The sequence below is a fragment of the Protofrankia sp. Cas8 genome (assembly GCF_963555845.1).
Taxonomy (GTDB): domain Bacteria; phylum Actinomycetota; class Actinomycetes; order Frankiales; family Frankiaceae; genus Protofrankia.
Genome location: NZ_CAUVXI010000013.1, coordinates 32,930 through 41,421, shown reverse-complemented (window position 1 = coordinate 41,421; position 8,492 = coordinate 32,930). Strand labels below are relative to the sequence as shown.

Below are 8,492 nucleotides of genomic sequence, written 5' to 3'. Positions count from 1 at the left end.
ATCAATCCTGCTGGGTGGTGTCGTCCTGACCACGTCTGTCACCATGGGTAATCACGTCGCGGTGATGCCGAATTCGGTGTTCACCCATGACGACGTCCTGGACGACTTCGCGACGATCTGCGCGTCGGTCTCACTGGCCGGCGGCGTACGCGTGGGGACGGGTGCGTACATCGGTGCGGGCGCGCTCGTCCGGGAGAACCTCTCGGTCGGTCCGTGGTCCACGGTGGGCATGGGCGCGGTCGTACTGGCCGATGTGCCCGGCTCGGAGGTCTGGGTCGGCAACCCGGCCCGCTTCCTGCGGGGGGCCGGGCCCGTCGGCGTCGGTACCGGCCCTGCGATCACTTACGGTGGCCAAACATGATAAATCCCACACCGACCAGGCATACCGACGCGCCAAGGATGTCGTAACGATCCGGACGATACCCGTCCGCGACAACACCCCAGGCAAGTGATCCGGCGACGAACACACCGCCATAGGCCGCCAGCACCCGCCCGAAGTTCGGATCAGGCTGGAGGGTCGCGACAAATCCGTAGACACACAGTGAGATCAACCCGCCACCGACGAACACCGCCCCTCTGTGCTCGCGGATCCCCTGCCACACCAGCCACGCCCCGCCGATCTCGGCGACTGCCGCCAGCACGAAAAGGCCTGCCGTACGGACGACGAACACGGCGCCCAGCCCACCACAGATCCGGTCCGGCGGACCCCGGTTGCCGATATTCCTGCGATACCCGTGCCGGTATACCTACGCTGCGGACACCCGGGCGACGTCGTCGGCGAACCAGGAGAGCGCGTCTCGAAACGCCGGCCGCCAGACGGTGAACGTGTGTACTCCCGACCGCACGTGCAACTGCACCGGGTAGCCGTTGACGTCGAGAAGATCATACATATGATGAATGGCGATCGCGACCGTGTGGTCGTGACGTCCCACATCGAGCCAGATCTGCGGCCGGGGGCCCGGACCGAGGCCACCGACATAGAGATCCGGGCTGTTCGCGATCTCAGCAGCCTGCGCCTGGGGACCTGCACCGAACAACGGCCGCAGGCCGCCTGCATGGGTCGGGCGGGTCAGCCCGGACATGTCTATGATCGACCCGAACACGGACCTGTTCCGCAGGCCGATGTTGAGCGCGCAGTAACCACCCGCCGACATTCCGGCGATGCCACGGTTGGTCCAGCCGGGCTCGACCCGCAGGGTCGATTCGACCGTCGGTATGACGTCGCGCAACAGATGGGTCTCGACGTGCTCGCCGACTCCGTCCACGCACTCGGGGTCGTCAAGCCATCCGTGGCTCATGCGCGGCATCACTATGATCACCGGATGGCCGGCGGACGCGACCCGGTCACCGGCATCGGCTGCCTGCCCGCCGCGCAGCCAGTCAGCCGGGATACCGGGTGATCCATGGATGAGGTAAAGCACCGGAAAATGCGATTGCGGCCGGTCGAAGTACTGGGGTGGCAGATAGACCAGTGCGGTCGTCGCCCCGAAGCCGCTGTCCCTGTCAGGGACGGGAAGCGCCAGAACCGCCCCGTGCGGATGCGAACGCAGGGCAGCTGATGTCGCTGACGGACGCAGATCCGCGGTCCTCAGGCGGACATCAGAGCCACCCTCGGTGGCCGCTCCCACCACATCCCCGAGCCGGGGGAGATAGCTGAAGTACGCATTGACCACATCAGCCGCCGCCGCGATCGTGAGCATGATCGCCAGAAAGAAGATCACGACTCTGGTTGGTCGCGGCCACCTGCCGAACGTCCGCGTCACCGCGACCCATGCGGCCGTCGCCGCCGCGAAAAGAGCACCGATAAAGCCGCCGGACAGGACGGACAACCCGCTCATCGCCGGGCCGTCCCTCCCGCCCCGGCGGTCATGCGTCGCCGCCGAAGAGCTCGGTCACCGACCCGTCCTCGAAGACCGCCTTGATCGCAGCGGCCAACAGCGGCGCGATCGACAGTTCTGTGATCTTGTCGATCCTGGCCTCGCTGCGCAGCGGCAACGTATTGGTCAGCACAACCTCGCTGATGTCGGAGTTCTTCAGCCGGTCGACGGCGGGGCCGGAAAGCACGCCGTGGGTCGCCGCGGCGATCACCTCGGTCGCGCCGTGCTCCGCCAGGGCCTCCGCCGCCTTGGTGACGGTGCCGGCGGTATCGATCATGTCATCGACGATAACGCAGGTCCGACCCCTGACCTCTCCGACCACGTCGAACATCTTGACCTGGTTCGGCACATCCGGGTCACGTCGCTTGTGGATGATCGCCAGCGGACAGCCGAGCCGATCGGTCCAACGCTCGGCGACGCGGACCCGGCCGGCGTCGGGGGCCACCACCGTGACGACGGATGTATCGAGCTTGCTCTCGATGTAGTCGGTGAGCAGCGGCAACGCGAACAGGTGGTCAACCGGTCCGTCGAAGAACCCCTGGATCTGGGCGGTGTGGAGATCCACCGACATCAGCCGGTGCGCACCGGCGGTCTTGAACAGATCCGCGATCAGCCGGGCCGAGATCGGCTCCCGGCCACGGTGCTTCTTGTCCTGCCGAGCGTAGGGATAGAACGGCGCCACCACGGTGATGCGTTTGGCGTTCGCACGCTTGAGCGCATCCACCATGATGAGCTGTTCCATCAACCACGTGTTCACCGGCGCGGCGTGACACTGCAGCACGAATGCGTCACACCCGCGAACCGACTCCTCGAACCGGACGAAGATCTCTCCATTGGAGAACTCGTAGGCGCTCGTGGGCACCGGCGCAACGTCAAGTGCGGCGGCCACCTCGGCTACCAGTTCAGGATGCGCGCGACCGCCGAAAAGCATCAGGTTGCGCCGGTTCTCAGTCTGGTAGGCCATCAGGAATCTCCAACCTGGTCCATTCGATTACGAGCGCTCGGTCCTCATCGCTACGACAGGTGTCTACGATCGGCGCCCGCCGCCGGCGCTGCCAGCGATGGTGACGGCGGCGGCAGTCGGACCGTCGGCAGTGGGTACCGGACCATCGGCGCCAACCCCATCGCCCGTTGACGCGCGGGAGCCCGTTGACGCGCGGGAGCCCGTTGACGCGCGGGAGCCCGTTGACGCGCGGGAGCCCGTTGACGCGCGGGAGCCCGTTGACGCGCGGGAGTCCGTTGACGCGCGGGAGGATGCGGAGGCGGCGGCCCGAGCCGCCGCCGTGCCGGGACGACGCCGTTGCACCCATCCCTCGATCGTCCGCTGCCGACCCTCCCGGACCGCGAGCGCTCCCGACACCACATCCTCAGTGATGATCGAACCAGCACCTGTGTACGCGCCGTCCCCCACCTGGACTGGCGCAACCAGCACGGTGTCACTGCCGATCTTGACATCCGCACCGATCACGGTGCGATGCTTGGCGATGCCGTCATAGTTCGCAAAGATCGTCCCACAGCCGATGTTGCTACGCTCACCGATCACCGCATCGCCGACGTAGGCCAGGTGGGGTACTTTCGCGCCGTCGGCGATCTGGGCCGCCTTGGTCTCCACAAAGGCACCGAGCTTGACCCCGCATCCGATGTGCGTTCCCGGGCGCAGATGCGTGTAAGGACCGACCACGCAGTCCGGTCCGATCACCGAATCGGCCGCGGTGGTGCGGCTGACCGTGGCACCGGCCCCGACCACCGTGTCGGTGAGGGTGCAGTCGGGACCGATCACGGCTGCGACGGCCACCCGGGTGCGCCCGTGCAGGAACGTGTTCGGCAGCAGTGTCGTGTCCGCCTCGACGGTGACGTCGACGTCGATCCAGGTGGTGGAGGGATCCAGCACGGTGGTGCCCGCCCGCATCACCGCGGTCACGATCCTGTCCCGCATGACGATCCCGGCCGCGGCGAGCTGGATCCGGTCGTTCACACCCAACGCCTCGCCCGGATCGTCGAGCGGATACGCGGCTACGGCGTGGCGATGCGCGAAAAGCGCGCCGACGACGTCGGTCAGGTATTCTTCACCCTGGGCATTGTCGGTCGTCAAAGATGTCAACGCCTCGATCAACGGACCGGCTGTAAAGACGTATACCCCGGTATTGATCTCACGAATGGCCGCGGTGACGCGGTCGGCGTCCGACTGCTCGACAATCGCCCGGACTTCACCTGAGGACCCACGAATCACCCGACCGTACCCGGACGGATCGGAAACCTCGGCGGTCAGCACGGTCGCCGCCGCGGCTGCCCGGATATGGGCCGCCACCAGCGCCGACATGGTCGCGCCGGTCAACAGCGGGGCGTCCCCGGGGACCACGACCACCAGCTCGTCCGGCCCGATGCCCACAGTCGCCTGCAATGCGACCCGGACCGCGTGTCCCGTGCCGCCCTGGGTGTCCTGCACGACCGGCGACACCTCCGGAGCGCGTCCGGCGATCGCCGCGATCACCCGCTCCCGGGCATGCCCGACCACCACGAGCTGTCGCTGTGCACCGAGCGGCGCCACAGCGGCAAGAACATGGTCAAGGAGGGATCGACCCGCGATACGGTGCAGCACTTTGGGGATGGTTGAACGCATCCGTTTACCCTCGCCTGCCGCGAGGACGACAACCGCCGCCGGACGTGGTTGGGTCACACGAGCTCCCGTGATCGCGGACATCAACGTCAGTGTATGCCGAGTCTAGCGGGTTACGAACCCGCCGGTTACCGACCCGCCGGTTACGACGCACCGGTTACGACGCACCGGTTACGACGCACCGACAACAAGTCGCCTCTCAACGGGTCGCCGCTAACGACTCCCGGGCGCGACTCCTGGGTGCGCCTCCGCGGTGACGTGCACAATTTCCACGACGGCACGTGACGCAACGCGGATAAACCGTCCGGGCCGCACCGATGCCTCGGCCGGTCGAAACCTCGCGCTCCGCCGCCACGACTCGAACGTGGACTAGAAGAACCAAAATCTTCTGTGCTGCCGATTACACCACGGCGGATCGAGGGAAAACCGAAGGCAGTCTACCATCCCCAAGGCCTCCCACCAAAGATCATCCGATCATGTCAGCTGGGCCGGCCGCACGGATTGTTTTCGTGGATGTTCCCCGCAGCGGGCACCATGCGTTGCCGCAACGAGCTACCGTGACTTAACGGAAGTCGTCGTGGCTGTGAACGCGACCACCAACCGCGACCACCGACCGTGACCGACGAACCCGACCGACGAACGGGACCGATGAACGGGACTATGTCATGACTGCAACAGACACGGTGAACGCGACGGGTGTCGCGGCCGGCGTGACCGCTCCGCTCCGCCACACGGTCGTGCCGCAGTCATCGGTCAAAGCTCGAAGCGAGCAGGTCATCCTGGCGACGATCATCGCCCTTCCGCTCACCGCGCTGGCCGCGGCGATCCCCCTGCTGTGGGATCGGTGGATCAGCTGGCGAGATGTGGTCCTGGCCGCGGTCATGTATATGATCACTGGCCACGGCGTGACCGTCGGTTTCCACCGGTACTTCACCCACCGCGGATTCAAGGCCGCCAGGCCCGTACGCGTCGCACTCGCCGTCGCCGGCAACATGGCGATCGAAGGTCCAGTGATCCGCTGGGTTGCCGACCACCGGCGTCACCACGCCTTCAGCGACAAGGACGGCGACCCGCACTCGCCGTGGCGGTACGGCACCGGCACCCGCGCGGTGGCCAAGGGTCTGTGGCACGCCCACGTCGGGTGGCTGTTCGACGTCGAGCAGACCGACCAGCGCCGGTACGCTCCGGACCTGCTCGCTGACGCCGACATGGTCCGGGTCAGCCATATGTTCGCGGTCTGCGCGGCGGTGAGCCTCGCCGCGCCTGCGCTCATCGGAGGGCTGTGGGGCGGCTCCTTCGAAGCCGCGCTGCAGGCGTTCTTCTGGGCGAGCCTGGTCCGGGTGGCCCTGCTGCACCATGTGACGTGGTCGACGAACAGCATCTGTCACGTGGTCGGCAAGCACCCGTACAAGTCACGGGACCACTCCGGCAACGTCTGGCCGCTCGCCTTCCTGTCGATGGGCGAGTCCTGGCACAACCTGCATCACGCCGAGCCGACCCTGGCCCGTCACGGGGTCAAACCCTGGCAGCTGGACACCAGCGCCTATCTGATCAAGCTGATGGAGACGCTGCGGGTCGTTCATGACGTCCGCTGGCCAGACCCCGAACGCCTGCGGGCGAAAGAGGTCCAGACAGCCGGCTGACCGAACCGAGGGCCTGGGATCTTGACGCGGCCGGCAACAGGGGGCGCGGCGTCGCGGGGCCGGGGCACGGGCCGGGGCACGCACCTCGCCACATCGCTCCCTGTCCATCGCTGCGCGATGCATGCACCCAAGCCCCGCTCCTTCATCCACGCCCCTAGTGCCGGGCGCTCTTAACGATGTGAATCTGATGCTCCTGCCACAGCACCAGATTCACATCGTTCCCAAAGAGCATCCGGCAGCAGGACGCCCTCCAGGACATTCAGGCATCTTCGAGGTCGGTCGCGACGACGAGCCAGGCCTCCTCGGTCCGGGTTTTCTCCGCGACGACCGCACGCAGCTCAGCGTCCAGGGCGAGCAGGCGCCCATGGTCGGTGGCTGCCTCCGCAAGCGCCGTGTGCAGCGCGGTCTCCTGGCGTCCCAACCGCTCCAGCGCCCGTTCAAGGCGGTTCAGCTCCTTGCGCGCGACCCGGGCCTGAGCCGCTCCGCCACCGCCACCGCCACCGCCACCGGCACCGCCACCGCCACCGGCACCGGATCCGGAGCTGGCACCGGATCCGGGACGGGCTGAACTGCCCGTATCGGTGGGCGTCCCGGCGCCTGCGGCGGCCAGGCGTTGCCGGCGGGCGAGGTACTCATCCACCCCACCGGGCAGCATGACCAGGCAACCGTCGCCAAGCAGAGCGACGATCGTGTCGCAGGTTCGTTCCAGAAAATAACGATCATGACTGACCACGACCAACGTTCCCGGCCACGAGTCCAGGATGTCCTCCAACGCGGTCAGCGTGTCGGTGTCCAGGTCGTTGGTGGGTTCGTCCAGTAGCAGCGCGTTGGGCCGTTCCATGAGCAGCCGCAGGAGCTGCAGCCGCCGCCGTTCCCCGCCGGAGAGGTCACCGACCGGCGTCCACTGCCGGGCCGAGGGCAGACCGAACTGCTCCAGCAGCTGACCCGCCGTCAGCTCCCGGTTCTGCCCGCCGTGTCCACCGTCGCCGGCGGAGCTGCGCGATGGCGCCGACGACTTCGGCCGGGGTCCGACATCCAGTACCTGGCCGGCCTCCTGGACCGCCTCCAGCGCCCGCAGCCTCGGGTTCAGCTCGCAGATCTCCTGGGTGAGCAGAGCGGGGCGCGCACTGCGCCCCACTCGGACAGTGCCCGAATCCGGACTCACCGTACCGGTCAGCAGGCGCAACAGCGTGGTCTTACCGCTCCCGTTGCCCCCGACGAGACCCACCCGATCGCCCGGGCCCAGCCGCCACGTCATATTCGCGAACAGCTCCCGGTCACCGAGGCGCAGCGTCACGTCCTCGACGTCGAAGACGTCCTTCCCGAGGCGGGATGCGGCAAAGGTCCGCAGACCGAGGGTGTCGCGCGCGGGTGGCTCGTCAGCAATCAGGGCGTTGGCCGCATCGATTCGAAAGCGCGGCTTGGCGGTCCGGGCCGGCGGGCCACGGCGCAGCCAGGCCAGCTCCTTGCGGAGCAGGTTCTGGCGCCGCGCCTCGGTGGCGTCGGCTCGCCGGGTCCGCTCCGCGCGGGCCAGCACATACGCGCTGTAGCCGCCCTCGTAGGCGTCCACCCGGCCGTCGACGACCTCCCAGACCCGCTCGCACACCTCATCGAGAAACCACCGGTCGTGCGTGGCGACGAGGAGCCCGCCGCGCCAGGATGCCAGCTCGGCGGCGAGCCACGCGACGCCTTCGACGTCAAGATGGTTGGTGGGCTCGTCCAGTATCAGCAGGTCCAGGTCGTCGACGAGCAGCGCGGCCAGGGCGGTACGCCGACGCTCCCCACCGGAGGACTGCCCGACGAGATCGTCCAGACGGTCGAGCAGACCCAGCCCACGCAGCACCGACCGGCGACGTGGATCCGCGGCCCACACATGATCGGGTACGTCACCGACCACGGCCTGGCGCACGGTCGCGGTGGGCACGAGCCGGTCGTCCTGCGCGAGGATGCCCACGCGCAGAGACCCCGTGTGCACGACCCGACCGGCATCGGGGTGCGCCTCACCGGCCAGGAGCTTTAGCAGCGTGCTCTTGCCCGCGCCGTTACGGCCGACCACCCCGATCCGTTCCCCGCTCGCCACTCCGAGGCTCACGCCGTCCAGCAGGACGCGGGTCCCGAAGGCGGCCACGACCGCCTCCATCGTGACCAGGATGTCACTCATCGGATCCTGCTCATCAGGCCGGGGTCGGCGCGGATCGTCCTGCGGCTCATCCGGACGTGCCCGGGTCGACCAGACGGGCGCCCGCGACCGGACCGTGCGCCCGTCGAACCGCCCGGCAGACGCCCATCCCGGCGAGGCTCGCAGCCAGTGCCACGCTCTGCGCGGCGTCCCGGGCCAGGAAGGCGCAGGTCGGT

General features: G+C 68.0%; 6 protein-coding genes and 1 pseudogene. 2 read left to right on the top strand and 5 right to left on the bottom strand.

Annotated elements, in window-relative coordinates; all coding sequences use genetic code 11:
• Positions 1 to 361 (top strand): annotated as a pseudogene (locus tag U9977_RS04250) (acetyltransferase); the annotation flags it as partial.
• Here U9977_RS04250 and U9977_RS04245 read toward each other — a convergent pair.
• From U9977_RS04245 to glmU, 4 genes are all read right to left on the bottom strand, one after another.
• The gene (locus U9977_RS04245; protein ID WP_322747838.1) at positions 339 to 671 is read right to left on the bottom strand and encodes a YnfA family protein; all 333 of its coding nucleotides are present in this window, start codon (positions 669 to 671) and stop codon (positions 339 to 341) included. The pseudogene U9977_RS04250 and the gene U9977_RS04245 overlap by 23 nt on opposite strands.
• A 75-nt stretch (positions 672 to 746) precedes the next feature.
• Positions 747 to 1,838: an alpha/beta hydrolase gene (locus U9977_RS04240; protein WP_322747837.1), complete on the bottom strand. Its 1,092-nt coding sequence runs from the start codon at positions 1,836 to 1,838 to the stop codon at positions 747 to 749.
• Between the two features lie 28 nt (positions 1,839 to 1,866).
• Positions 1,867 to 2,841, bottom strand: coding sequence for a ribose-phosphate diphosphokinase (locus U9977_RS04235; protein WP_322747836.1), 975 nt, complete (start codon positions 2,839 to 2,841; stop codon positions 1,867 to 1,869).
• A gap of 63 nt (positions 2,842 to 2,904) precedes the next feature.
• Positions 2,905 to 4,554 carry a bifunctional UDP-N-acetylglucosamine diphosphorylase/glucosamine-1-phosphate N-acetyltransferase GlmU gene (gene glmU / locus U9977_RS04230; protein ID WP_322747835.1) on the bottom strand — a complete coding sequence of 550 codons (1,650 nt, stop codon included), beginning with the start codon at positions 4,552 to 4,554 and terminating at the stop codon, positions 2,905 to 2,907.
• Between the two features lie 605 nt (positions 4,555 to 5,159).
• On the opposite strand from glmU, the gene U9977_RS04225 reads away from it, so the two are divergent.
• Entirely contained in the window at positions 5,160 to 6,137 is a 978-nt protein-coding gene (locus tag U9977_RS04225; RefSeq protein ID WP_322747834.1) for an acyl-CoA desaturase, read from the top strand.
• Positions 6,138 to 6,396: 259 nt separating this feature from the next.
• On the opposite strand, the gene U9977_RS04220 is transcribed toward U9977_RS04225, so the two are convergent.
• The gene (locus U9977_RS04220; RefSeq protein ID WP_322747833.1) at positions 6,397 to 8,298 is read right to left on the bottom strand and encodes an ABC-F family ATP-binding cassette domain-containing protein; all 1,902 of its coding nucleotides are present in this window, start codon (positions 8,296 to 8,298) and stop codon (positions 6,397 to 6,399) included.
• Between the last annotated feature and the right edge of the window lie 194 nt (positions 8,299 to 8,492).